The organism is Rhodoferax sp. GW822-FHT02A01 (assembly GCF_038784515.1).
GTDB lineage: Bacteria > Pseudomonadota > Gammaproteobacteria > Burkholderiales > Burkholderiaceae_C > Allorhodoferax.
The window spans coordinates 4934196-4957092 of record NZ_CP152376.1; the positions used below are offsets into that span (position 1 = coordinate 4934196).

A 22897-nucleotide genomic window follows, 5' to 3' on the forward strand; every position below is an offset into this window, starting at 1 on the left:
AGCGGTGAAGTCCGGGGTGTGGGAGCTTCAGACGTCCACCTCTACCGAGTCCCCGTGCAACTCCATCAACTCGCGCCGCGCCGCCGCCTCACCCTTGCCCATCAGCTTGGTGATCAACGCCTCGGTCTGGCCAAAATCAATGGCCCCCAGGGCCACCGGCAACAGACGACGCGTGTCCGGGTTCAGCGTGGTGTCCCACAACTGCTCGGCATTCATCTCGCCCAGGCCCTTGAAGCGGCTGATGGTCCAGGCGCCTTCGCGCACGCCTTCCTTGCGCAGCTTGTCCAGAATCACGGTGAGCTCGCCTTCATCCAGCGCGTAAGCCTTGCTTGCAGGCTTCTTGCCGCGCGCCGGTGCATCCACGCGGAACAGCGGCGGACGCGCGACAAACACGTGCCCAGTCTCGATCAGCTTGGGGAAGTGGCGGAAGAACAGCGTAAGCAGCAAGACCTGGATATGGGAACCGTCCACGTCCGCGTCGGACAAGATGCAGACCTTTCCGTAGCGCAGGCCGCTCATGTCGGGCTCGTCATTGGGGCCGTGCGGGTCCACGCCGATGGCCACCGAGATGTCGTGGATTTCGGTATTGGCGAACAGGCGGTCGCGGTCTACTTCCCAGGTATTGAGCACCTTGCCGCGCAGGGGCAGCACGGCCTGGTTTTCCTTGTCGCGTCCCATCTTGGCGCTGCCGCCCGCAGAGTCGCCCTCCACCAGGAACACCTCGTTGTAGAGGATGTCGCGGCTCTCGCAGTCGGTGAGCTTGCCGGGCAACACGGCCACGCCGGAGCTCTTGCGCTTTTCCACCTTCTGGCCAGCCCGCTGGCGGGTTTGTGCCGCCTTGATGGCCAACTCGGCCAGCTTCTTGCCGTATTCCACATGCTGGTTCAGCCACAGCTCCAGGGCTGGACGCACAAAGCCGGAAACCAGCCGCACCGCATCGCGAGAATTCAGCCGTTCCTTGATCTGCCCCTGGAACTGCGGGTCCAGCACCTTGGCCGAGAGCACATAGCTTGCGCGCGCAAACACATCCTCAGGCATGAGCTTCACGCCCTTGGGCAACAGGCTGTGGAAGTCGATGAAACTCTTGACGGCGGTGAACAGGCCGTCGCGCAGACCACTTTCATGCGTACCGCCTGCGCTGGTGGGAATCAGGTTGACATAGCTCTCGCGCACGGGCTGACCGTCTTCGGTGAAGGCCACGCACCAGGTGGCGCCTTCGCCATCGGCAAACTGCTCACTCTGGCTGTCGGCAAATCCTTCACCATCAAACAGCGGAATCACCGGCTCGGCGTTGAGCGACTGCATCAGGTAGTCGCGCAGACCGCCTTTGTAGAGCCAGGTCTGGGTTTCCTTGGTCTTTTCGTTCAGCAGGGAAACGCTGACACCGGGCATGAGCACCGCCTTGCTGCGCAGCAAGTGGGTCAGCTCGTTCATGGGCAGCGCGGCGGACTCGAAATACTTGGCATCAGGCCAGACGCGCACGGTGGTGCCGGACTTGCGGTCGCCCTCTCCGGCCTTGCGCACCTGCAGCGGCTCGGTCACGTCGCCACCTTCAAACACGATGCGCGCCACCGCGCCTTCGCGGTAGCTGGTGGCCTCCAGGCGCTTGCCCAGGGCGTTGGTGACGCTCACGCCCACGCCGTGCAGGCCGCCGGAGAAGCTGTAGGCACCGCCCTTGCCCTTGTCGAACTTGCCACCGGCATGCAGGCGGGTGAACACCAGCTCAATCACCGGGGCCTTTTCTTCGGGGTGCATGCCAAAGGGAATGCCGCGGCCGTCGTCTTCGATGGATACGGATCCGTCCACATGCAGACAGACCTTGATCTTCTTGCCGTGCCCGGCCAGCGCTTCGTCGGCGGCGTTGTCCAGCACTTCCTGGATGACGTGCAGCGGGTTGTCGGTGCGGGTGTACATGCCCGGGCGCTGCTTGACCGGCTCCAAGCCCTTGAGGACGCGGATGGAACCTTCTGAATAGTCGGAATTGGATGAGGGGGGTTTGGCTGACATAGGCGCGCATTGTAGTGGGTGATTGATTTTTCACTGTACAAAAAGACAGCCAACCGCGGCACGCGGCTGATTGTCACGTCGGCAACAGGGCTGATACGGGACTACGTTCCTGACCTTATACAGATTGGCTACATTAGGTGGCATGCCTGAAACACAAAAACGTATATCCATACTTCAGTTGCTCGTCTGCGGCGCCATGATCGTCACGCTGGCCATGGGCGTTCGCCATGGCTTTGGTCTGTGGCTGCAGCCCATCACGCAGGACCGTGGCTGGAGTCGCGAAACCTTTGCTTTTGCCATTGCCATCCAGAATCTGGCCTGGGGTGTGGCCGGCATCTTTGCCGGCATGCTGGCTGACCGGTTTGGCTCTTTCCGGGTGATTCTGGTAGGTGCGGCCGCCTACTGCCTGGGCCTTTTGGGCATGGCTTACGCCGACAGTGGCCTGCTGTTTGCAATGAGCGCCGGCGTGCTGATCGGTGTGGCCCAGTCGGGCACTACGTATGCGGTGGTGTATGGGGTCATCGGTCGCAATGTGCCTGCAGACAAACGTTCCTGGGCCATGGGAGTCACGGCGGCGGCAGGATCTTTCGGGCAATTTCTGATGGTGCCCACCGAGGGGTTTCTGATCAGCCATTTCGGCTGGCAGCAGGCTTTGGTATTGCTGGGATTTGCGACCCTGCTGATAGCACCGCTGGCCTGGGGGCTGCGTGAGCCGGATTTTGGCGGCCATGCCCATATGCACCGGGATCAATCCATCCTGCAAGCCATGCGCGAGGCCTTCAAGTACCCCAGCTTCCAGTTGCTGATGGCGGGCTATTTTGTCTGCGGCTTCCAGGTCGTATTCATTGGCGTACACATGCCCAGCTATCTGAAGGACAAGGGGCTTTCGCCTCAGGTGGCGAGCTACGCCTTGGCCCTGGTGGGGCTCTTCAACGTATTCGGCACCTACGCCGCCGGCGTGCTGGGCCAACGTCTCGCCAAACGCAAGATCCTGGCGTTCATCTACCTTGCCCGCTCGGTCGCCATCACCCTGTTTTTGCTGGTGCCGCTGACACCTGCGTCGGTCTATCTGTTTGCCAGTGTGATGGGGCTGTTGTGGCTTTCAACGGTACCAGTCACCAATGCCACTGTGGCGCAAATTTTCGGGGTGGCCCACCTGTCCATGCTGAGCGGCTTTGTGTTTTTCAGTCACCAGATCGGTTCCTTTCTGGGCGTATGGCTGGGTGGCTATCTGTATGACAAGACCGGTAGCTACGACAGCGTCTGGCTGATTGCCATTGCCCTGGGTGTGGCAGCCGCCCTGGTCAATCTGCCCATCAAGGAGCGCGCCATTGCGCGCGCCGCACTGCCGCAATCGGCCTGAATCCCATGCGACGCAACGCGCGCTGGTCTGTGATGCTGGTGGTTGTGGCCTTGCTGACTGCGGTGTTCGCCCTGTATAGCAGGGCGGACTTTCTGGTGCAGCTCAGCAATCAGCTATGGTCCTGCTTTTAGCCCCTGAGTCCGAATGACAACTGCCTCTGCCACTGCCCACAACCTTTCTGCACCATCCCCCTGGATCACCCGATGGACGCATCTGCTCGCTGCAGGCTGCTCCGTGCTGGACGTGGCCTGTGGCAGCGGCCGTCATCTGCAATGGTTTGCGGAACGTGGTCACGCCGTGTGGGGTGTGGACAAAGACATCGCTGCCGCGCAGCAGAACGTGCCGCAAGCCCATCTGCTGCAGGTCGACATTGAAACTGGGCTCTGGCCATTGGCCGATGCAAACGGCCTGCGCACCTTCGGTGCCGTGGTCGTCACCAATTACCTCTGGCGACCATTGCTGCCCACACTGGTAAGCAGCGTTGCGCCGGGTGGGTATTTTCTGTACGAAACCTTTGCCGCGGGCAACGAAACGGTAGGCCGCCCGTCCCGTCCCGACTTTCTTCTGCAGGCTGGCGAACTGTTGCAGGCATGTGCCGGAATGCAGATCGTGGCCTATGAGAATGGTTTTTTGCCGTCTCCTGACCGGTTTGTCCAACGTATCGTGGCTTTTGCCCCAGCTTTACCAGATGCCGGACATTTGGAAATGGCGCGGCACACTCTCTAGGTAAAATGCGCGTTTACCGAACTATTGGCACTCCATGAACTCTTCACACGGTCCCTTGCGGGGCAGCATTGTTGCCCTGGTTACCCCTATGCTCGAAGACGGAGCGGTGGATTACGCGGCACTGCAAAAGCTGATTGACTGGCACATTGCCGAAGGAACTGACTGCATCGGTGTCGTCGGCACCACAGGCGAGTCCCCCACGGTCAGTGTTGAAGAACATTGCGAAATCATCCGCGTGTCAGTGGAACAGGCTGCAGGCCGGGTACCCATCATGGCGGGTTGCGGCGCCAATTCCACCAAGGAAGCCATCGAGCTGGCGCGCTTCGCCAAGAAGGTTGGCGCAGACAGCCAGTTGCAGGTTGTCCCCTATTACAACAAGCCCACGCAGGAAGGCCAGTACCAGCATTTCAAGGCCATTGCAGAAGCCGTGGACCTGCCGGTCATTCTCTATAACGTGCCCGGCCGCTCGGTCGCCGATATGGCGCACGACACGGTGCTGCGTCTGGCTCAGGTGCCCGGCATCGTCGGCATTAAGGAAGCCACCGGCAACATTGAACGCGCGCAGTGGTTGATCAAGGAAGCGCCTAAAGGCTTTTCCATCTACTCCGGCGACGACCCCACCGCCGTGGCGCTCATGCTCTGCGGAGGACACGGCAATGTGAGCGTGACCGCAAACGTGGCACCGCGCCTCATGCACGAGTTGTGCATGGCGGCCATTGCCGGGGACGCGGCCGGCGCCATGGCTATCCAGCGCAAATTGCTTCCGCTGCACAAGGCTCTGTTTGTTGAATCCAACCCCATCCCCGTGAAGTGGGCAGTAGCACGCATGGGCCTCAGCGAGGGCTATCTGCGCCTGCCGCTGACCACATTGACACAACCCAGCCAGCAGATGCTGGAAGGTGTGATGCGTTCCACCGGCTTGATTTAAGCCACGTACACCAAGGAAATTTGTGAAATCGATTATTCAAGTGACCGCATTGGGCACAGCCCTGGCATTGGCCGGCTGCTCAGCGCTGGAATCCGACAAGGTGGACTACCGCAGCGCAGCCAAAGCGCCAACGCTCATTGTTCCGCCGGATCTGACACAACTCTCCAAAGACACCCGCTACACCATGGTCGACGGTGCCGTATCCGCCTCCAGCGTGAAAACCGTAGATACCACGGTCAGCAAGGCACCCGTGGCAGTTCCCGAGCTCGGTGATGTCCGAGTGGAGCGGGCGGGTAACCAACGCTGGCTGGTCGTCAAGCGCCCTGCCGACAAGCTGTGGGAGCCTGTCAAGGATTTCTGGCAGGAAAACGGCTTTCTACTGGCCATGGACCAGAGCAATCTGGGCATCATGGAAACGGATTGGGCCGAGAACCGCGCCAAGATTCCGCAGGACTTCGTGCGAGGCGCCATAGGGAAATTGCTCGACTCACTTTACTCCACTGCAGAGCGTGACAAATTCCGGACACGTCTGGAAACCAATGTTTCCGGCGAGACCGAGATATATATCAGTCACCGCGGCATGATGGAGGTGTATACGAGTGAACGCAATGACAGCACCGTTTGGCAACCTCGGCCAAGCGACCCAGAATTGGAAACAGAATTCCTACGTCGTTTGATGGTGAAATTGGGCTCCTCAGCAGAACAAGCAAAGGCGCAATTGGCCAATGCTGTTCCTGCCAAGTCAGTGGCGTCTTTGTCCATGCAGAACGGAAATCCCGTCGTGCAGATCAGTGAAGGATTTGATCGCGCCTGGCGCCGCGTTGGTCTGGCCTTGGACCGCACAGGCTTCACTGTGGAAGACCGCGACCGCAAACAAGGCATTTACTTCGTGCGTTATGTCCCCGCAGATGTCGATACTTCGGAACCTGGCTTTTTCAGGAAGCTTTTTGGTGGCTCATCCAAGCAGGCTGAAGCGACCAAATTCCAGGTTGCACTTAAGAGCCAGGGGGACGTCACCACCGTGTCCGTACTAGATAGCAAGGGCGCTCCCGATACCTCCGCGAGCGCGCAACGCATTGCCAAGGTCATCGTGGACGACATCAAGTAAGCCAGTCCTTGCGACACCCGTCGCAAGCAACAAAAAAGCCACCCGAAGGTGGCTTTTTTGTTGCCAGTAAATAAATTACTTGGCTGCAGATGCGTCAGCAGCAGGAGCGGCAGCAGCAGCAGATGCGTCAGCAGCAGGAGCGGCAGGAGCAGCAGCAGGTGCGGGTGCAGGAGCAGGAGCTTCTTCTTTCTTACCGCAAGCAGCCAGGGCAGCAGCAGCGATCACAGCTGCCAAAACGAGAGATTTGTTCATGGTTATAGACTAAAGTGAGTTAACGAAACAATTTCCGGAAATTGTCTTGGTGGCAAGCCCCCAAGACCCCGACAAGAAGCATTCGATCTCTTTTTGTCAGAGCCCCGAATTATACATAAGCGTAACAGGCGTACAGGGAAAACCCTTTCCGGCACCTCATAAACCCAAGGTACTGGCCGGAAAACCTGGTGAACTTTGGCGTTTACGCTCCTCCAATTCCTCGCGCAATAACAGCCGCATGCGTGGTTCCATGCTTCCCGCTCCCGTACTGCGCACCAAATCAAGGCGCCGAAGTGCCCAGGTAGGCGTCCACAGTGCACTGGGGAATTCCGATGGCTCCACACCCTTGCATACGCGGCACTCCACCAGATGATCCCAGCGGATACGCCACTCCACAAAACGATGGTGGACGCGGCGCATGGCGTCGAAACGATGGGCCAGCAGCGTGAGTTTGCGGCCCTTGCGCGACCAGGCGTTCAGGGCGTCTATGGTGGCTTTCTCGTGCAACGGCCAATCTTCAAAATTGGCGTCGCTCCATATCATTTCAGACCACTGCGCTATAGCGGCATGCAGCAAGGCACCGCGAACAGCATCTGCAAATGCCGACGGACCTGCAAAGGGCCCCTGCAGCAAAGGTGCCGGGGCGCCATCGCCAGTGGCTTCAGTCGAGACCATGCAACCATCCGTCCTCGCACCATTGCATCAGCAGATCCTGCGCAGGCTCGCTGAGTTTTTCCACATCCCGAGCCGACAGTTCCCGGGCATTCGCAAGCGAACGCATTAGCCGAGCATCGCTGCCAGCAGCGCGGAAGCTTTCGCCATTGATGAAGACATGTTTGCTGTCATACAGCATGCGTGTACGCCGGTCCAGACGCACGCCACCGCCCTGGCTGGGTTCACCTGCATGGAACCACACATGGGCTTTGGGCTCGGTCAGGATTTCACCCAACGAGCGCTGCAATGCCAACGGGTCCTTGAGTGCTGCCTGCAGCGCTTCCTGGGCAAACTGCACCATGGCTGCCGGAATTTCCGCGCTGGTGCTGACGGCCTGCTGCTGCGGATCGCGATAGATTGCCGTACCCGCCTCATCAGCCGCCTGCTCGGCCAAGCACTGCAGCAGCTCCCGCGCCATTTCGCCTTTGGCTGGCGACCGAAAACCAATCGAATAGGTCATGCACTCGCCCACCGCAATGCCATCGTGTGCATAGTGCGGCGGCAGGTACAACATGTCGCCCGGCTCGAGCACGAACTCCTGCTCCGGTACAAAGTTGGCCAGTATCTTGACCGGCATGTCCGGCACCAGGCTCATGTCCTTCTGGCGTCCGATGCGCCATCTCCGACGCCCACGGGCCTGCAACAGAAACACGTCGTAGCTGTCAAAGTGCGGCCCCACGCCACCGCCGTCCGTGGCATAGCTGATCATCAGATCATCCAGTCGCGCATCGGGGATGAAGCGGAATTGCTGCATCAACTGATGCACGCGCTCGTCATGCAGGTCTACGCCCTGCACCAGCACCGTCCAACCTGCCTGCTTGAAAGGCGGCAGCGACTTGCGTACGAAAGGGCCGTGCTTGAGACGCCATTTGCCCTGCTTGTCGGCCTGCGCCTGCACCACCAAGCGCGACTCCACATCGTCCTGCGCGGCCAGATCGACCAACTCGGCGCGGTCCAGCAAGGGCGCAAAGCCCGGAATGGCCGCGCGAATCAGCAGGGGCTTTTTCTCCCAATAACGGCGCATGAAGGTATCTGGTGACAAGCCGCCCAGCAGCTGTAGAGGGTTTTTTATGTTCATGGGACAATTCTGCATGGAAATTTCTCAACAATGCGTGGTTGCCCTGACCTGGACGCTGAAAGATACTTTGGGCGAAGAACTGGACGTGCTGGACGATCCGGTGGAGTTTTTGATCGGCGGCCATGACCTGTTCCCCACGATTGAGGAAGCGCTGCAGGGCCACAGTGCCGGTGCCACACTCAATCTGCAGATTGAGCCGGAGCAGGCGTTTGGTGATTTCAATGACCAGCTCATCTTTTTGGAGCCGCGTGCGCTCTTTCCCGCCGACCTGGAAGAAGGCCTGACCATGGAAGGCTCCGCTCTGCCTGCGGGATGCAACCCCGACGCGCCCAAGGACGCGCTCTACACCATCACCGATATCTACCCGGAACACGTCGTGCTGGATGGCAACCACCCACTGGCCGGCATTGCCATTCGCATCACACTCAACGTGCACACCGTGCGTGAAGCCACCGAAGAAGAAATCGGCCGCGGCTCCGCCGGCACCGGCTTCTTCCGCATCCAGCCCCTGCACACCGAAGTCCCCGGCGACGACACCCTCCACTAGCCATCAGAAAACCCGTGGAACCGGCTCCGCCGGGCCACTGGGTTTGTCCCCTGCAAGGGGAGAGGCGGCTACACGCAGTGAGCCGCAACAGGGGTGTATCAATTCTTCCCAGTAGAGCCGTACCCGCCCTCCCCGCGCTGGGAAGCAGGAAACTCCTGAACGATATTGAAGCGGGCCTGCGCCACCGGCACGATGACCAGTTGAGCGATTCGCTCCATGGGCTCGATGGTGAAGGCGGTGGAGCTGCGATTCCAGGCGCTCACCATCAGTTGGCCCTGGTAATCGCTGTCAATGAGTCCCACCAGATTGCCCAGCACGATGCCGTGCTTGTGGCCCAGACCGGAGCGCGGCAGGATGAGCGCTGCATAACCGGGGTCTGCCAGATAAATGGCCATTCCGGTGGGAACCAGTTGCCAGGCGTTGGGGCGCAGCGTCAGCGGCTCATCCAGACAGGCGCGCAAGTCCAGCCCCGCACTTCCGGGTGTGGCATAGGCCGGCATGTTGTCGTTGAGGCGGCTGTCGAGAATTTTGACGTCGATTTGCATGGTTGTTCTTTTCAGTGAAATGATTCGGAAAAAGAGGCGAATTGCGCCCCTTGAATATTCAAGCGGTCGCGCTGGCCAGGCGGGCGGCAATGTCGGCCACCAGCTGCCGTGCCAACGCAAGTTTGTTGTTGCGCGGAATTTCGCGCGAACCGTTGACATCCACCAGCAGCAAGGCATTGTCATCCTGGCCGAACGTGGCAGGACCAATATTGCCCACCAGCAGGGGCACGTTCTTGCGCGCGCGCTTCGCCGTGGCATGGGCCAGAAGATCATGGCTCTCTGCGGCAAAGCCTACGCAATACAAAGCCCCGCTGGTCGCGCGCGCAGATTTCGCAAGCGTAGCCAGAATGTCCGGGTTCTCCACAAATCCAAGTTGCGGCACCTGGCCCGAACCGTCCTTCTTGATCTTCTGTTGGGCTGAGTTTTCCGGACGCCAATCGGCCACGGCCGCAGTAGCGACAAAAACGCTGGCAAGTGGTGCTTGTCGCAGGCATGCGTCCAGCATCTCCTGTGCCGACACCACATCGATACGGCTCACGCCACGCGGCGTAGCCAGTGCAACCGGCCCAGCGATCAGGGTCACCGTGGCACCGGCTTCCTGTGCAGCACGCGCCACTGCAAACCCCATTTTTCCGCTGGACAGATTGGTGATGCCGCGCACGGGATCAATGGCTTCAAACGTGGGGCCAGCAGTCACCAGCACGTGGTGCCCCGCCAAAACCTTCGGCTGGAAGAACGCAATCACATCCTGTAACAATTCCTGCGGCTCCAGCATGCGGCCATCGCCAGTCTCGCCGCAGGCCTGCAGGCCATTGCCCACGCCGAGCAACGTGGCGCCATCGGCCTTGAGCTGCGTCATATTGCGTTGCGTAGCAGGATGCGCCCACATCTCGCGGTTCATGGCCGGAGCAATCAGCAGAGGCACGCGATCCATGGGACGTGCCAGACACATCAGGCTGAGCAGGTCGTCCGCACGTCCGTGCAGGAGCTTGGCCATGAAGTCGGCGCTGCAGGGGGCTATCAGAATGGCATCGGCCTCACGGCTGATGTTGATGTGCGGCATGTTGTTGGGCTCACGCGCATCCCATTGCGAGGTGAATACCGGCCGATTGCTCAGCGCCTGCATGGTCACCGGCGTGATGAATTGGGCCGCCGCCTCGGTCATGACCACCTGCACCGTGGCGCCTTGCTTGATCAGCGCACGGCACAACTCGGCAGCCTTGTAGCACGCGATGCCGCCGGTGAGCCCCAGAACAATATGTTTGCCGTTCAAGTCCATGGTGTGTGCGCCTGGGCGCGGTATACAGATGGGCTGCAATGTAGCAGAGCGTCAAAGGGTCGTGCGGGCACACGTATAATCTCGCTTTACCACCTCATCGAACCTTTCGGTTCGCCCCTGACATGACCAAATTTGTCTTCGTCACCGGCGGTGTGGTGTCCTCCCTTGGCAAGGGAATCGCCTCAGCCTCCTTAGCTGCGATCTTGGAATCGCGAGGCCTCAAAGTCACTTTAATCAAGCTCGACCCCTATCTCAACGTAGACCCTGGAACCATGTCGCCCCTGCAACATGGCGAGGTCTTCGTCACCGACGACGGCGCAGAAACTGATTTGGACTTGGGCCATTACGAGCGTTTCATTGAAACGCGCATGCGTAAATCCAACAACTTCACCACCGGCCAGATCTACCAGAGCGTGCTCGACAAGGAGCGCCGTGGCGACTACCTGGGCAAGACCGTGCAGGTCATCCCCCATGTCACCAACGAGATCCAGGAGTTCGTCAAGCGCGGCGCGCGCTACGGCGAACCCGATGCGGTCGATGTGGCCATCGTCGAAATCGGCGGCACCGTGGGTGACATCGAGTCCCTGCCCTTCCTCGAAGCCGTGCGCCAGATGAGCCTCAAGCTCGGTCCCAACAACAGTGCGTTTGTGCACCTGAGCTACCTGCCCTGGATCGCCGCAGCCGGTGAGCTCAAGACCAAACCGACCCAGCACACGGCCAAGCAATTGCGCGAGATTGGTATCCAGGCCGACGCCCTGATCTGTCGCGCCGACCGCAAGGTGCCCGATGAAGAGCGCGAAAAGATTTCACTGTTCTCCAACGTGCCCGAATGGGGCGTCATCTCCATGTGGGATGTGGACACCATCTACAAGGTGCCGCGTATGTTGCACGAGCAGGGCCTGGATGGCCTGATCTGCGACAAGCTGCGCCTGAACACACCACCGGCCAACCTCAAGCGCTGGGACGATCTGGTCTACGAGACCGAGCATCCGCAAGGTGAAGTCTCTATCGCCATGGTCGGCAAATACGTGGACCTGTCGGACAGCTACAAGTCGCTCAACGAAGCGCTGCGCCACGCTGGCATGAAGAACCACGTCAAGGTCAAGATCGAATACGTAGACTCCGAAACCATCACGCCCGACAGCGTGTCCCAGCTGGCGCGCTTTGACGCCATTCTGGTCCCCGGGGGATTTGGCAAGCGTGGCATCGAAGGCAAGATTGCAGCGGCCCGCTTTGCACGTGAAGGCAAGGTGCCCTACCTCGGCATTTGCCTGGGTATGCAGGTTGCTACCATCGAATTTGCCCGCCATGTGGCCGGCCTCAAGGACGCCAACAGCACCGAGTTCGATCCGCTAAGCCCCAACCCCGTCATCGCCCTCATCACCGAGTGGAAAGACGCGGACGGAACCATCAAGACGCGCGACCAGAACTCCAACCTGGGCGGCACCATGCGCCTGGGTGCACAAAGTTCCGATGTGGCCCAACACACGATTGCGCACGACATCTACGGCGACGTGGTGACCGAGCGCCATCGCCACCGCTACGAAGCCAACGTCAATTACCTGGACAAGCTGCGCGCCTCCGGCCTGGTGATCTCTGCGCTGACACAGCGCGAGCAACTCACCGAGATGGTCGAACTGCCGCAAAGCGTGCACCCCTGGTTTGTCGGCGTGCAATTCCACCCCGAGTTCAAGTCCACTCCCTGGAATGGCCATCCGCTGTTCAATGCCTTCGTGAAAGCCGCTCTGGACCACCAGACCCAAGGCAAGAACTTGAAAGTTGCCGCATGAAACTGTGTGGTTTCGACGTCGGCCTGCAACACCGCATCTTTCTGATCGCGGGCCCCTGCGTCATCGAGTCCGAGCAATTGCAGATGGACACGGCCGGTACGCTCAAGGAAATCACCCAGGCGCTGGGCATTCCCTTCATCTTCAAGAGCAGCTTTGACAAGGCCAACCGCTCCAGCGGCACCAGCTTTCGCGGCCCCGGCATCGACAAGGGTCTGGAGATTTTGGCCAAGGTCAAGCGCGAACTGGGGGTGCCGATACTGACGGACATCCACTCGGAGGACCAGATTGCCCAGGTCGCGTCTGTAGTGGACGTGTTGCAGACGCCCGCCTTCCTGTGCCGACAGACCGATTTCATACATGCGGTGGCGCAGAGCGGCAAGCCCGTCAACATCAAGAAGGGCCAATTCCTGGCACCGGGTGACATGAAGAATGTCATCGACAAAGCCCGTGCCGCCGCCAAGGCGGCCGGACTGAATGAAGACAACTTCATGGCCTGTGAACGCGGCGCCAGCTTTGGCTACAACAACTTGGTGAGCGATATGCGCTCCCTGGCCATCATGCGGGAAACCGGCGCACCCGTAGTGTTCGACGCCACCCACTCGGTACAACTGCCGGGCGGCCAAGGCACCAGTAGCGGCGGCCAGCGCGAGATGGTGCCGGTGCTGGCACGTGCGGCTGTGGCCGTGGGTGTGGCCGGGTTGTTCATGGAAACCCATCCAGACCCCAGCAAGGCGTTGAGCGACGGCCCCAATGCGGTACCGCTCAAGCACATGAAGGCATTGCTGGAAACCCTGGTGGCACTGGATTCCGTAACCAAAAAGACACCGTTTCTGGAAAACAATTTCCAGTAATGGGTGCAAGATCAGAGTCGCCAATAGTTTGTTTGTTTTGTTCTAGAAAGAAAAATCCATGAGCGCAATTGTTGATATCGTAGGCCGCGAAATTCTGGACTCCCGTGGCAACCCCACGGTGGAGTGCGATGTTTTGCTGGAATCCGGGACCATGGGCCGTGCGGCTGTGCCTAGCGGCGCGTCCACCGGCTCACGTGAAGCCATTGAACTGCGTGACGGCGACAAGAAGCGTTACCTGGGCAAGGGTGTGCTCAAGGCGGTGGAGCACATCAACACCGAAATCTCCGAAGCGGTGCTGGGCCTGGATGCTTCCGAGCAGTCCTTTCTGGACAAGACCCTGATCGACCTGGACGGCACCGAGAACAAGTCCCGCCTGGGCGCCAATGCCATGCTGGCCGTTTCCATGGCCGTGGCCCGCGCCGCGGCAGAAGAAGCCGGTCTGCCCCTGTACCGCTACTTTGGCGGCATGGCCGCAGTGCAGATGCCTGTGCCCATGATGAACGTCATGAACGGCGGCGAGCACGCCAACAACAACCTGGACCTGCAAGAGCTGATGATCATCCCCGTGGGTGCTCCCAGCTTCCGTGAGGCCCTGCGCTACGGTGCAGAAGTGTTCCACGCACTCAAGAAGATCCTGAACGACAAGGGCATCAGCACCGCCGTGGGCGACGAAGGCGGCTTTGCCCCCAACGTGGCCAACCACGAAGCAGCCATCCAGATGATTCTGGAAGCCATCGACAAGGCCGGCTACGTGGCGGGTGAACAGATTGCCCTGGGCCTGGACTGCGCCGCATCCGAGTTCTACAAGGACGGCAAGTACCACCTCGAAGGCGAAGGCCTGGTGCTGGACGCGCAGGAGTGGACCAACATCCTGGCCACCTGGGTCGACAAGTACCCCATCATCAGCATCGAAGACGGCATGGCCGAAGGTGACTGGGACGGCTGGAAGCTGCTGACCGACCGTCTGGGCAAGAAGGTTCAGATCGTGGGTGACGACCTGTTCGTGACCAACACCAAGATCCTGAAGGAAGGCATCGACAAGGGCATTGCCAACTCCATCCTGATCAAGATCAACCAAATCGGCACACTGTCTGAAACTTTCGCCGCTATCGAAATGGCCAAGCGCGCCGGCTACACCGCCGTGATCAGCCACCGTTCCGGTGAAACAGAGGACTCCACCATTGCCGACATCGCAGTGGGCACCAATGCCGGCCAGATCAAGACCGGTAGCTTGAGCCGCTCTGACCGCATGGCCAAGTACAACCAGTTGCTGCGCATCGAGGAAGACTTGGGCGATGTGGCCGTGTACCCTGGACGCTCCGCGTTCTACAACCTCAAGTGACTTGAGGAAAGGCCAAACCACACGACATGAGTAACCGCCTGGTTCCCGTTGTTCTGATTGCCCTGCTGCTGGTGCTGCACGGGCAGTTGTGGTTTGGCCGCGGCAGCGTGCGCAATGTGAGCAAGCTGCAGTACCAGCTGGAAGCCCAGAAGGTCAAGAATGCACAGGCAGCCTTGGCCAATGACCGCCTGAGTGCCGAGATCCGGGACCTGAAAGAAGGTCTGGAGATCGTCGAGGAAAAAGCCCGCAGCGAACTGGGCATGGTCAAGAACAACGAAATCTTCGTGCAGATCGCCCGCTAGGCCAGCGGCCGTGTCAGAGCCCCCTCGCCTCGCCATTCTGGGAGTACCCGGCACTGGCAAATCCACATTGGCTGCAGCGCTGCAGCACGCTGTATCCCCCACCGTCTTGCAGGTCGCGCCTTCAGATGACGATGAAGCCCGCCAGCATCGACAACTCTTTGATCTGACCTTGCTGACCGGACTGGATCTGCTGCCAGCCACCGCAGACCATGCGCGTTTGGGCGCCCTGGATCAGACCTTCAGGGACGCGCTGTCCCGGTACGGTCTACCCTACTCTCTGGTCTATGGACAAGGCAAGGCACGCAGCGACAACGCGCTGATGTCCATTCGATTTCACCTGCGCATCACCAACGGTTTGCAACAACCCGTCAGCCGCTGGCGCTGGGCATGCGAAAAGTGCTCCGATCCGGATTGCGAGCATCAGCTCTTCAGCAACTTATTGCGAGACCGTTGAAGTCCTCGCATCTACAGGACAAGCCGGGGTCGGCCTACGCCCGTCAATGGGCGTCGGCGCTGCCGCTGCCCAGCTGAATGGCATCCACGAAAAGCTGCGCTGCATCGATCGGATCAAAGCGGTACTGCAATCCGCAGAACTCGCAACCCACCTCGATGTCACCACGCTCGGCCAGGATTTCCTCGACCTCTTCGCGCCCCAAACTCACAATCATCTTGCCGACACGCTCGCGGCTGCAGTTGCAGCCAAAACGTGGAGCACTTTCGCCCACAAGCGGCTCGAAGCGGGTAATGCTCTCTTCCCAGAACAGCCTACGCAGAATGGTGTCCACGTCCAGGGTCAACAGCTCTTCGCGCTTGAGACTGGACGCCAGTGTGGCGATCCGGTTGTAGTGCTCGTTCATGCCGATCTGGTCTTCGTTTTCCTTGGAGACCATGCTGCCCGCCAGGTTGCCCGCTCCGGCCATGGGCAGGCGCTGGATCAGCAAACCGGCAGCGACTTTATCATCTGCTGCCAGCACCAGCGTGGTGTCCAACTGCTCGCTTTGCAGCATGTAGTGCTCCAACACTGCGTTCAGGTCTTCAATCGGTTTGCCGTGGTCGTCAAACAGGGGCACCACGCCTTGATAGGGCTGCTGACCGGGGAATTTGGTCTTGGGATCCAGGGTAATGGCGCAGCGCGCCTTGTTGGTGGCATTGACCATCTGGCTCAGGCTTGCGTCGTCAGCCACCGTTTGCGTCACGGTAGCCGTCGCCCGCAGCGACAGATCAGGCTGCACCTCCACCACCGCCACCTTGACCGGACCATCGCCAAAGATCTGCAGAACCAGTGATCCGTCGAACTTGATATTGGCCTGCATCAGTGCCGCTGCTGCAGTCATCTCACCCAGCAGATTGCGCACAGGCTCCGCATAGGCGCCAGTCTGGCTGTTGCTGGCGCGCCGCCGCAGGATTTCGGTCCATGCGTCCGTCAGGCGTACCACCATGCCGCGCACTGGCAGCCCGTCAAATAAAAACTTGTGCAGTTCAGACATGCACCACTCCCAATGTGAGGGCAGCCTGACAGCTGCCCGGGTTATCCGATTCTCTTGAGGCCGCTGCGGAACTGTGCGGCGTTGTCCACATAGTGTTTCGCGGTGGCACGCAAACCCCGTTGCTGCTCAGGCGTGAGTTCACGCACCGCCTTGGCCGGACTGCCAATGATCATGCTGCCGTCCGGGAACTCCTTGCCCTCGGTTACCAGAGCACCAGCCCCAACAATGCAGCCCTTACCGATTTTCGCACCATTGAGCACGATCGCGCCTATGCCGATCAGAGAGCCATCACCCACGGTACAGCCATGCAGCATGACCATGTGGCCCACGGTAACGTCATCGCCGATGGTCAGCGGCTCGCCTGCATCGGCATGCAGCACGCTGCCGTCCTGGATGTTGGTAGCACGGCCTATGCGGATCCCTTCGGTATCGCCACGCACGACGGCGCCAAACCACACGCTGCTGTCCTGGCCCAGCTCCACGTTGCCCATGACCTGCGCGCTGTCGGCAACCCAGGCTCCCTCCGCCACACGGGGTGCAATGCTGTTCAATTCGTAGATGGCCATCGGTTCTCCTGCTTTCTGGTTTGCCTAGAATTGTAGGGATGACTGACATCCGCTTTGGCGCACGCGCCGCTTTCCTGTGCGCCGACCCCGGTGCCAAGGTACTGGCCGTGCAAGACTTGGCGCAGCGGCAGGCGAACCTGCCCATTGATCCCCAGATACGTTTTGACTCCGCGACATCCCCTGGTCGCCCGACCAAACCCGAACTGGTGTCACCACGGGATGTGCCGCGCCGTTCGCCCTACACGCCCGATGGCCATGCCGCGCTGATTCACTCCATTGCGCACATCGAATTCAATGCCATCAACCTGGCCCTGGATGCGGTCTGGCGTTTTGCCGACATGCCCGACGCCTATTACCTGGACTGGTTGCACGTGGCGCAGGAAGAGGCCAAACACTTCCAGCTGTTGAGCGACCATCTGGCTGGTTTGGGCCATGCCTATGGAGATTTCCCTGCGCATGATGGGCTGTGGACTATGGCCGAGAACACGCGCCATGACGTGACCGCCCGCATGGCATTGGTGCCGCGAACGCTGGAAGCGCGTGGGCTGGACGCAACACCGATCATCCAGACCAAACTGCGCAAGGTCGGCTCCCCTGCGGCCTTGGAAGCGGTCGCCATCCTGGATGTCATCTTGCGGGAAGAAGTAGGCCATGTGGCCATTGGTAATCACTGGTACCACTGGTTGTGCGAGCGAAAAGGGCTGGACAGCCACCTTTTTTATGCCCAGGCCAGCAGTCAGTATGGTGGCCCCAGCCTCAAACCGCCCTTCAATCTGGAAGCGCGCAAGAGAGCCGGCTTCAGCCAGCAGGAGCTCGATGCCCTGCCAACAGCACCTCTGTAATCCATGCCATTTGAGCGCACTACGTCTAGAATGGTTCGGATAACTGCCCACCCCTGTCACACATGCCAGATAACCTGAGTCCCAGTCCGCTGAACGCCCAGCCTCACGGAGGAAACCGGGTGATTGCGCGGCAAGCGATCCTGGACGAAAAACGGACCGTATTCGGATACGAACTGTTCGATCGTTCCATGCAATCCAGCGAACACACCGCCGCCAGCGATGCACAACTCCTGTTCAATGCCTTGTCCTTGGCCGAATACGACTCGCTGGCCAGCCGCAAGACCATTTTCGTGAACTGCACCCACGAGAGTCTGGCTGCCGGACATCTGGACCTGGTAGAGCCCGAACATGTGGTGCTGGAAATCCCGCCCCTGCCGCTGTCGCAGATCGACCAGATCGGAAACCACTTGCCCAATCTGCAACAAATGCAACGCCGTGGCTTTCGTCTGGCCTTTGACTATTCGGTGCTGACCAAGTCCTATGAATCATGGTTGCCACTGGCCTCATTCATCAAGTTTGATCTGTCCGTGCTCAAGGCCGAGGCGATAGCCGGGTTTGTCAAACTGGCTCAGGCCAAATCCACGGCGCGCCTCATTGCGGAAAAGGTGGAAACCCACAAGCAATACGCCATGGTCGAAGGGCTGGACGTCAAGCTGTTCCAGGGCTTCTGGTTTGCCAAGCCCGTGATCGTCGAAGGGCAAAGTGTGCGTCCGTCGCAGGCCAACATCCTGCGCCTCATCGACTTGGTGCGCAAGCAAGCCAGCACCGACGAAATCGAAACCGTGCTCAAGCACGACCCCATGCTGTCGTTCAACCTGCTGCGCTTCATCAACTCAGCCGGTTTTGGCATGCGCACCGAAGTCACGTCGTTCAAGCACGCTGTGATGTTGCTAGGCCTGAACCGACTCTTCAAATGGGCGGCATTGTTGATGACCACCTCCTTAGGCGGCGATACCCCGCCCGCGGTGGGCACCACCGCCGTGGTGCGTGGCCGCCTGATGGAATTGCTGGCGCTGCAGAAATTGCCTCCGGAAGAAAGCGACAACGCCTTTGTGGCCGGTGTGTTCTCCCTGCTGGACACCATGCTGGGAATGCCCATGGACAAGGCACTGGCCAGCCTGACATTGCCGCAACAGGTGGTTGATGCACTGCTGCACCAGACCGGCCCCTTGGCGCCGTTTCTGGCGCTTACCCTGGCCTGCGAGTCTTCGGATGACACCGCATTTGCTTCGGCAACCAAGGCCCTGGGTATGACCAGCAGCGAGGTCAACCTGGCCCATCTGGAAGCCCTGGCCTGGGCCGAAACGCTGTCCATTTAGGGCCTGCACAGACCCTAGCCCCGCGGGTGGTGCTGCGCATGCAACTGAGCCAATCGTTCCCTGGCCACATGGGTGTAGATGGTGGTGGTGGATATGTCGGCATGGCCCAGCAGCATCTGCACCGCACGCAAATCAGCCCCATGGTTGAGCAGATGTGTGGCGAAGGCGTGGCGTAAGGTGTGCGGCGACAAGGGTGATCGGATGCCCGCTGCCAGCGCATATTTCTTCACCACGTACCAGAACATCACACGCGACATGGCTTCGCCTGCCGTGGTTCCACGCACTGTGATGAACAGGTCCTGCGACTGCTTGCCTGCCAGCAGCTCCTGACGCGGCGCTCCCAGGTACTGGCGCAACCACATGGCCGCCACCTCGCCGAACGGCACCAGCCGCTCCTTGGAACCCTTGCCCAGCACGCGCAGCACGTTGTCGTTGAGGCTGATGTTGAACACCTTGAGGTCTACCAGTTCGCTCACGCGCAGGCCACTGGCATACATCAGTTCCAGCATGGTGCGATCGCGCACGCCCAACGCATTGGAGGTATCCGGCGCCGCCAGCAAGGCTTCCACCTGGGCCTCGCTCAAAGTCTTGGGCACGCGCAGCGCCTGCTTGGCCGATTGCAGCTTGAGCGTGGGGTCCACGGTAATGCGGCTCTCGCGCAAGGCCCAACGGAAGTAACGCTTGAACACGGTCAGGCGTCGGTTGGCACTGGTGGCCTTGGTATCGGCATGGCGCGCAGCAAAGTAGGCTTGCAGATCGGTCTCGGTGCTGTCGTTGAGGCCGCGTGCACGTTCTGCCAGCCAGCGCGCATACAGCGTGAGGTCTCGCCGGTAGGCTGCCAGGGTGTTCTTGGAAAGTCCCTCTTCCAGCCAGAGTGCGTCGATAAAGACGTCGACTGCTTCGAGGCTGGAGACCAGTTGCGCATTCATAGGTGCCGCAGTGTAAGGGCAAGGCTGCTATTCTCGCTGCAGTGAATTACGCCCAACTCCTCTTTCCCGACTTTTCCCTCATCCTGTGCGGCTTTCTGGTGTGCCGCTACACGGCCCTGAACCGCACCGTCTGGCAACAGGTGGATGCCCTGGTGTATTTCTTTCTGTTCCCGGTACTGCTGTTCCACTCCATTGTGAAGAGCACCCTGGATCTGCGCGCCGCCTCCGGACTGATTGGCGCGGGCTGGACGCTGGGTGCCATTGGCATCACGCTGGCCTATGTGCTGCCCTACCTGCCAGTACTGGGTCGCCACATCGACAAGCGCCAGCATGCGGCCTGCGCGCAGGTGGGATTTCGCTTCAACTCCTTCATTGGACTGGCCATCGCCGAGCGGCTGGCGGGACCTGAAGGCCTGCTGCTGATTGCCGTGTTGATTGGTGTGTGCGTACCGGTTTTCAACACGGCTGCGGTGTGGCCTATGGCACGGCACGCCGAGCGCGGATTCCTGCGCGAGCTGGTGCGCAACCCGCTGATCATTGGAACCGCCTCGGGCCTGCTGGCAAACATTGCGGGCTTTCATATTCCGCCTTGGCTGGAGCCCACGGTGACACGGGTGGGCGCGGCCGCACTGGCAATGGGCTTGATGGCCGCCGGTGCAGGCATGCAGTTCAGCGCGCTGACACGCGACCGGGCGCTGGGCATTTCGGTATTGACGGTGCGGCACTTCATCTCGCCACTGGTGGCCTTTGCGCTGGCACGGTGGTATGGGCTGTCAGCCTTGCAGACCACCATCCTGCTGGCTTTTTCCGCCTTGCCCACGGCCCCCACCGGCTACGTGCTGGCCGCACGCATGGGCTATGACGGTGCCTACGTGGCCGGGCTGGTCACCCTGTCTACCGTGCTGGGCATGCTCAGCCTGCCTTTTGCGCTGGGTGTCTTGCGGCAGCTGTAGCCACGCTGGCAACTGGCACAGGCCTACGCCAGGGTCTGCAACTCAGCTGTACGCAAGCCGTTTTGACGGGCCCGTTGCAGGAAGTCCTGACCAGCCGCTTCAAACCCAGTCACCGGACTCATGCAGTCGGTCAACAGCACGGTCTGCCACAACCGTGCTGCGCTCAGGTGGGCCATCATGTCGTCCACGGAAGCGGCCACACAATGACTCAATGCCTCACCCGCCACCAGTAAAGAGTGTGAGCCTGCGGCCAGCGTATTCAGCAGGCTTTGGTTGAGCTGGGTGCGTGCGTCGTCCGGCCGCGGCACTTCGGCACGAAAGGCGCTGTACTGTTCCGTCAGCGGATGCATGCCCTTGAGCACCTTGTTGCAGGTCTTGCCACTTGTCACCTCCCAGCGTGCTATCGCCTCGGACAGGCCGGTGTGGATGTTGTGGCCCCAGGTACCCAGCACACAATGCACCGGCCAGACCACCAACTGGCGCTGCCCCCCCGCCTCCAAGGCCTGGAGATACTGCAGCACTTCCTCATGCAATTCCTTGTGGCGTGGCCGGTAGGTTCCGGCTGCGAGATCTGCCGCCGTGATCAAGGTAAAAGGTGGCACCGGCTGGCCCAGTGCGTCCTCCCAGAAAGTGGTGCGCTCCACGCCCACGCTGGCATGGGAGTCCAGCGTCACCGTGATGCTGCCGACCTCGTCCGCATGCTGCAGCAGCCAGTCTGCCAAGCGCTGCATATCGGCGTTGGCGCCCGTCACCGGCAGCGCGGCCTGGGGGATATCCAGAAAATCATTTTGCGGGTCAATCACCAGCAGGTCGTAGGCAGCCATAGCGGTCCTTTCAGCCAAGGGTTGTGTTCTGTTCCAGCGCCCATTGCACGTGTTCGCGCACCAGGGCACTCTCGTGGGCAGCGCGGCGTTGCAGGGCATCGTGCATGCTTTGTCGCAACGTGGAGTCGGGTTCGTTGCGCAGTGCATTGCCCAGCGCCACTGCCACATTGCGCAGCCAGCGCTCGTGTCCAATGCGTCGGATCGGCCCGCCTTCGGTGTACTGCAGGAACTGCGCCTCGGTCCAGTCCAGCAAATGGCACAGCCCCTGGCCGCTCAAATGCGCCCGCCCATCAAAGTCCGGCAGCGTAGCCCGCTTGGCAAACTTGTTCCAAGGGCAGACCAGCTGGCAGTCGTCGCAGCCATAGATGTGGTTGCCCATCAAGGGCCTGAGCTCCAGCGGAATGGAGCCTGCATGCTCAATGGTCAGGTAAGAGATGCAACGCCGTGCATCCAGCCGATACGGGGCCACGATGGCGCGAGTCGGGCAGACGTCCATGCAGGCGCTGCAACTGCCGCAATGGTCCTGCACCGGCACCGATTCAGGCAAAGCGCGGTCTACATAGATTTCGCCCAGGAAAAACATGGAGCCGGCCTCCCGGTTGAGCACCAGCGTGTGCTTGCCACGCCAGCCCTGTCCGCTGCGCACAGCCAGCTCGGCCTCCAGCACGGGGGCGGAGTCGGTGAACACGCGGTAGCCCAAAGGCCCTGCCTGCAGCACGATCGCATCGGCCAACTTCTGCAGGCGGCCGCGCAGAACCTTGTGGTAGTCCCGCCCCCGGGCGTAGAGCGACACTATGCCTTCCCCGCTTTGCTGCAGCCTACCCAGTTCCTGTGCCGACCAGTCGTCAGGCGCTGTGGCCGGCAGGTAGTCCATGCGTGCGGTGATGACGCTCACCGTGCCGGGCACCAGCTCGGCCGGTCGCGCACGCTTGAGGCCGTGACTGGTCATGTAATGCATGTCGCCGTGGAATCCACGCTCCAACCATGCGAGCAATCCAGGCTCGGCAGAACGCAAATCCACACCGCTCACGCCAATTTGGGAGAATCCAAGCTGGCGAGCCGTTGCGCGTATGTGTGCAACCAGTGCCGTATCGAATGGAGTGCTGTGGATCATCAACTGCCTATTGTAGAAACCGGAGCGTCCC

Annotated in this window: 25 protein-coding genes; 14 read left to right on the forward strand and 11 right to left on the reverse strand. The window is 60.5% G+C overall.

What is annotated here, in order from left to right:
• Positions 1–27 precede the first annotated feature (27 nt).
• The gene (locus tag AAGF34_RS23330; RefSeq protein ID WP_342618093.1) at positions 28–2007 is read right to left on the reverse strand and encodes a DNA topoisomerase IV subunit B; all 1980 of its coding nucleotides are present in this window, start codon (positions 2005–2007) and stop codon (positions 28–30) included.
• 142 nt (positions 2008–2149) lie between these two features.
• Here AAGF34_RS23330 and AAGF34_RS23335 point away from each other — a divergent pair, with 142 nt between their 5' ends.
• From AAGF34_RS23335 to bamC, 5 genes are read left to right on the forward strand one after another with little or no spacing between them, the layout of a single operon-like run.
• Positions 2150–3370, forward strand: coding sequence for an MFS transporter (locus AAGF34_RS23335; protein ID WP_342618094.1), 1221 nt, complete (start codon positions 2150–2152; stop codon positions 3368–3370).
• 5 nt (positions 3371–3375) lie between these two features.
• A complete protein-coding gene (locus AAGF34_RS23340; RefSeq protein WP_342618095.1) occupies positions 3376–3501 on the forward strand; it encodes a hypothetical protein in 126 nt (41 codons plus the stop codon).
• Between the two features lie 13 nt (positions 3502–3514).
• Positions 3515–4096: a class I SAM-dependent methyltransferase gene (locus AAGF34_RS23345; protein ID WP_342618096.1), complete on the forward strand. Its 582-nt coding sequence runs from the start codon at positions 3515–3517 to the stop codon at positions 4094–4096.
• A gap of 34 nt (positions 4097–4130) precedes the next feature.
• Positions 4131–5024, forward strand: coding sequence for a 4-hydroxy-tetrahydrodipicolinate synthase (dapA, locus tag AAGF34_RS23350; RefSeq protein ID WP_342618097.1), 894 nt, complete (start codon positions 4131–4133; stop codon positions 5022–5024).
• 22 nt (positions 5025–5046) lie between these two features.
• Positions 5047–6132 (forward strand): outer membrane protein assembly factor BamC, encoded by a 1086-nt coding sequence (gene bamC / locus AAGF34_RS23355; RefSeq protein WP_342618098.1) that lies wholly within the window; start codon positions 5047–5049, stop codon positions 6130–6132.
• Positions 6133–6207: 75 nt separating this feature from the next.
• Here bamC and AAGF34_RS23360 read toward each other — a convergent pair whose 3' ends face one another.
• From AAGF34_RS23360 to AAGF34_RS23370, 3 genes are all read right to left on the reverse strand, one after another.
• Positions 6208–6384, reverse strand: a complete 177-nt coding sequence (locus tag AAGF34_RS23360; RefSeq protein ID WP_342618099.1) for a hypothetical protein — start codon at positions 6382–6384, stop codon at positions 6208–6210.
• A gap of 156 nt (positions 6385–6540) precedes the next feature.
• Positions 6541–7059, reverse strand: a complete 519-nt coding sequence (locus AAGF34_RS23365; RefSeq protein WP_342618100.1) for a hypothetical protein — start codon at positions 7057–7059, stop codon at positions 6541–6543.
• Entirely contained in the window at positions 7046–8176 is a 1131-nt protein-coding gene (locus AAGF34_RS23370; protein WP_342618101.1) for a cupin domain-containing protein, read from the reverse strand. The genes AAGF34_RS23365 and AAGF34_RS23370 overlap by 14 nt, the downstream gene beginning before the upstream one ends.
• A 13-nt stretch (positions 8177–8189) precedes the next feature.
• Between AAGF34_RS23370 and AAGF34_RS23375 the strand changes: the two genes are divergently transcribed.
• Complete coding sequence (locus AAGF34_RS23375; RefSeq protein ID WP_342618102.1) at positions 8190–8723, forward strand: FKBP-type peptidyl-prolyl cis-trans isomerase; 534 nt, start codon at positions 8190–8192, stop codon at positions 8721–8723.
• A 98-nt stretch (positions 8724–8821) separates the two neighbouring features.
• Here AAGF34_RS23375 and dut read toward each other — a convergent pair whose 3' ends face one another.
• Both dut and coaBC read right to left on the reverse strand, forming a co-directional pair.
• Positions 8822–9268 (reverse strand): dUTP diphosphatase, encoded by a 447-nt coding sequence (gene dut, locus AAGF34_RS23380; RefSeq protein WP_342618103.1) that lies wholly within the window; start codon positions 9266–9268, stop codon positions 8822–8824.
• Positions 9269–9326: 58 nt separating this feature from the next.
• Positions 9327–10547 carry a bifunctional phosphopantothenoylcysteine decarboxylase/phosphopantothenate--cysteine ligase CoaBC gene (gene coaBC / locus AAGF34_RS23385; protein ID WP_342618104.1) on the reverse strand — a complete coding sequence of 407 codons (1221 nt, stop codon included), beginning with the start codon at positions 10545–10547 and terminating at the stop codon, positions 9327–9329.
• Between the two features lie 122 nt (positions 10548–10669).
• Between coaBC and AAGF34_RS23390 the strand changes: the two genes are divergently transcribed.
• The 5 genes from AAGF34_RS23390 to AAGF34_RS23410 are packed head-to-tail and all read left to right on the forward strand — an operon-like array spanning position 10670 to position 15286.
• Positions 10670–12337 (forward strand): CTP synthase, encoded by a 1668-nt coding sequence (locus tag AAGF34_RS23390; RefSeq protein WP_342618105.1) that lies wholly within the window; start codon positions 10670–10672, stop codon positions 12335–12337.
• Complete coding sequence (kdsA, locus tag AAGF34_RS23395) at positions 12334–13188, forward strand: 3-deoxy-8-phosphooctulonate synthase (RefSeq protein WP_342618106.1); 855 nt, start codon at positions 12334–12336, stop codon at positions 13186–13188. The genes AAGF34_RS23390 and kdsA overlap by 4 nt, the downstream gene beginning before the upstream one ends.
• A 58-nt stretch (positions 13189–13246) precedes the next feature.
• Positions 13247–14530 (forward strand): phosphopyruvate hydratase, encoded by a 1284-nt coding sequence (eno, locus tag AAGF34_RS23400; protein ID WP_342618107.1) that lies wholly within the window; start codon positions 13247–13249, stop codon positions 14528–14530.
• Between the two features lie 26 nt (positions 14531–14556).
• Positions 14557–14832: a septum formation initiator family protein gene (locus AAGF34_RS23405; RefSeq protein WP_342618108.1), complete on the forward strand. Its 276-nt coding sequence runs from the start codon at positions 14557–14559 to the stop codon at positions 14830–14832.
• Between the two features lie 10 nt (positions 14833–14842).
• On the forward strand, positions 14843–15286 hold the full coding sequence (locus AAGF34_RS23410; RefSeq protein ID WP_342618109.1) for a hypothetical protein: 444 nt from the start codon (positions 14843–14845) through the stop codon (positions 15284–15286).
• A gap of 43 nt (positions 15287–15329) precedes the next feature.
• Here the strand turns inward: AAGF34_RS23410 and AAGF34_RS23415 are convergent, their stop codons facing one another.
• Together AAGF34_RS23415 and AAGF34_RS23420 are read right to left on the reverse strand one after the other, a co-directional pair.
• The gene (locus tag AAGF34_RS23415) at positions 15330–16319 is read right to left on the reverse strand and encodes an Hsp33 family molecular chaperone HslO (RefSeq protein ID WP_342618110.1); all 990 of its coding nucleotides are present in this window, start codon (positions 16317–16319) and stop codon (positions 15330–15332) included.
• Between the two features lie 41 nt (positions 16320–16360).
• Entirely contained in the window at positions 16361–16885 is a 525-nt protein-coding gene (locus tag AAGF34_RS23420; protein WP_342618111.1) for a gamma carbonic anhydrase family protein, read from the reverse strand.
• 38 nt (positions 16886–16923) lie between these two features.
• Between AAGF34_RS23420 and AAGF34_RS23425 the strand changes: the two genes are divergently transcribed.
• Together AAGF34_RS23425 and AAGF34_RS23430 are read left to right on the forward strand one after the other, a co-directional pair.
• Positions 16924–17727, forward strand: coding sequence for a ferritin-like domain-containing protein (locus AAGF34_RS23425; protein ID WP_342618112.1), 804 nt, complete (start codon positions 16924–16926; stop codon positions 17725–17727).
• 62 nt (positions 17728–17789) lie between these two features.
• Complete coding sequence (locus tag AAGF34_RS23430) at positions 17790–19046, forward strand: HDOD domain-containing protein (RefSeq protein ID WP_342618113.1); 1257 nt, start codon at positions 17790–17792, stop codon at positions 19044–19046.
• A gap of 14 nt (positions 19047–19060) precedes the next feature.
• Here AAGF34_RS23430 and xerD read toward each other — a convergent pair whose 3' ends face one another.
• Positions 19061–19975, reverse strand: coding sequence for a site-specific tyrosine recombinase XerD (gene xerD, locus AAGF34_RS23435; RefSeq protein WP_342618114.1), 915 nt, complete (start codon positions 19973–19975; stop codon positions 19061–19063).
• A 41-nt stretch (positions 19976–20016) separates the two neighbouring features.
• Here xerD and AAGF34_RS23440 point away from each other — a divergent pair, with 41 nt between their 5' ends.
• Positions 20017–20928 (forward strand): AEC family transporter, encoded by a 912-nt coding sequence (locus AAGF34_RS23440; protein ID WP_342618115.1) that lies wholly within the window; start codon positions 20017–20019, stop codon positions 20926–20928.
• Positions 20929–20951: 23 nt separating this feature from the next.
• Here the strand turns inward: AAGF34_RS23440 and AAGF34_RS23445 are convergent, their stop codons facing one another.
• Complete coding sequence (locus tag AAGF34_RS23445) at positions 20952–21752, reverse strand: cysteine hydrolase (protein ID WP_342618116.1); 801 nt, start codon at positions 21750–21752, stop codon at positions 20952–20954.
• A 10-nt stretch (positions 21753–21762) separates the two neighbouring features.
• Positions 21763–22866 (reverse strand): tRNA epoxyqueuosine(34) reductase QueG, encoded by a 1104-nt coding sequence (queG, locus tag AAGF34_RS23450; protein WP_342618117.1) that lies wholly within the window; start codon positions 22864–22866, stop codon positions 21763–21765.
• Positions 22867–22897: the final 31 nt, after the last annotated feature.

Coding starts and splice junctions, on each gene's coding strand:
- AAGF34_RS23330 (WP_342618093.1), bottom strand. CDS start 2,007: ATGTCAGCCAAACCCCCCTCATCCAATTCCGACTATTCAGAAGGTTCC.
- AAGF34_RS23335 (WP_342618094.1), top strand. CDS start 2,150: ATGCCTGAAACACAAAAACGTATATCCATACTTCAGTTGCTCGTCTGC.
- AAGF34_RS23340 (WP_342618095.1), top strand. CDS start 3,376: ATGCGACGCAACGCGCGCTGGTCTGTGATGCTGGTGGTTGTGGCCTTG.
- AAGF34_RS23345 (WP_342618096.1), top strand. CDS start 3,515: ATGACAACTGCCTCTGCCACTGCCCACAACCTTTCTGCACCATCCCCC.
- dapA (WP_342618097.1), top strand. CDS start 4,131: ATGAACTCTTCACACGGTCCCTTGCGGGGCAGCATTGTTGCCCTGGTT.
- AAGF34_RS23360 (WP_342618099.1), bottom strand. CDS start 6,384: ATGAACAAATCTCTCGTTTTGGCAGCTGTGATCGCTGCTGCTGCCCTG.
- AAGF34_RS23365 (WP_342618100.1), bottom strand. CDS start 7,059: ATGGTCTCGACTGAAGCCACTGGCGATGGCGCCCCGGCACCTTTGCTG.
- AAGF34_RS23370 (WP_342618101.1), bottom strand. CDS start 8,176: ATGAACATAAAAAACCCTCTACAGCTGCTGGGCGGCTTGTCACCAGAT.
- AAGF34_RS23375 (WP_342618102.1), top strand. CDS start 8,190: ATGGAAATTTCTCAACAATGCGTGGTTGCCCTGACCTGGACGCTGAAA.
- dut (WP_342618103.1), bottom strand. CDS start 9,268: ATGCAAATCGACGTCAAAATTCTCGACAGCCGCCTCAACGACAACATG.
- coaBC (WP_342618104.1), bottom strand. CDS start 10,547: ATGGACTTGAACGGCAAACATATTGTTCTGGGGCTCACCGGCGGCATC.
- AAGF34_RS23390 (WP_342618105.1), top strand. CDS start 10,670: ATGACCAAATTTGTCTTCGTCACCGGCGGTGTGGTGTCCTCCCTTGGC.
- kdsA (WP_342618106.1), top strand. CDS start 12,334: ATGAAACTGTGTGGTTTCGACGTCGGCCTGCAACACCGCATCTTTCTG.
- eno (WP_342618107.1), top strand. CDS start 13,247: ATGAGCGCAATTGTTGATATCGTAGGCCGCGAAATTCTGGACTCCCGT.
- AAGF34_RS23405 (WP_342618108.1), top strand. CDS start 14,557: ATGAGTAACCGCCTGGTTCCCGTTGTTCTGATTGCCCTGCTGCTGGTG.
- AAGF34_RS23415 (WP_342618110.1), bottom strand. CDS start 16,319: ATGTCTGAACTGCACAAGTTTTTATTTGACGGGCTGCCAGTGCGCGGC.
- AAGF34_RS23420 (WP_342618111.1), bottom strand. CDS start 16,885: ATGGCCATCTACGAATTGAACAGCATTGCACCCCGTGTGGCGGAGGGA.
- AAGF34_RS23425 (WP_342618112.1), top strand. CDS start 16,924: ATGACTGACATCCGCTTTGGCGCACGCGCCGCTTTCCTGTGCGCCGAC.
- AAGF34_RS23430 (WP_342618113.1), top strand. CDS start 17,790: ATGCCAGATAACCTGAGTCCCAGTCCGCTGAACGCCCAGCCTCACGGA.
- xerD (WP_342618114.1), bottom strand. CDS start 19,975: ATGAATGCGCAACTGGTCTCCAGCCTCGAAGCAGTCGACGTCTTTATC.
- AAGF34_RS23445 (WP_342618116.1), bottom strand. CDS start 21,752: ATGGCTGCCTACGACCTGCTGGTGATTGACCCGCAAAATGATTTTCTG.
- queG (WP_342618117.1), bottom strand. CDS start 22,866: ATGATCCACAGCACTCCATTCGATACGGCACTGGTTGCACACATACGC.